The organism is Tessaracoccus sp. OH4464_COT-324, from assembly GCF_003932855.1.
Classification (GTDB): domain Bacteria; phylum Actinomycetota; class Actinomycetes; order Propionibacteriales; family Propionibacteriaceae; genus Arachnia.
Genome location: NZ_RQYZ01000082.1, coordinates 1 through 520 on the forward strand (window position 1 = coordinate 1; position 520 = coordinate 520).

1 protein-coding gene is annotated in these 520 nt (G+C 42.7%); it reads left to right on the forward strand.

Annotated elements, in window-relative coordinates; genetic code table 11:
* Positions 1-520, forward strand: a 520-nt coding sequence (locus EII42_RS13125) for a hypothetical protein (protein ID WP_158676523.1), incomplete at both ends; no start/stop codon positions are given.

Sequence of the window (520 nt, forward strand, 5' to 3'; positions counted from 1 at the left end):
GGATTAAACTCAGTGCTGCACAGGTGGCGAGTTTAACGGCGGATATTGTATGGTTTGAAACAGAGACAGTAAAACTGCCTGATGGACGTGAACAACAAGTGCTTGTGCCTAAGGTTTATTTAGTGGCTCAATCAGGTGATGTGGATAAGCGAGGGGCGTTATTATCTGCTCAGCGTATAGGTGTATCGGCAAATCAAATCATCAACCAAGGTGTGATAGCAGGTAGAGAAATAAGTTTACTTCAACAAGATAAGCTTCAATCTTTGCTTAATCAGGGCAATATATTAGGCGAGCGTATTAAACTGCAAGCTAAGGGAGATATCACCAATCTAGGCGGTAAGATGATTGCCGAGCAAGAGATGAATATTGAAAGTGCGGGAAAAATCACCCACCAATCTACCTTAGCTGAAAATCAGGCTTCAGGTAAAGGTTATCAAAGAGAGGCGAGCCTACTTTCTCGCAAGGCATTACTTTATGTCAAAGGGGAAGGAAATGGTTTAACACTGGCGGCTCATGATAT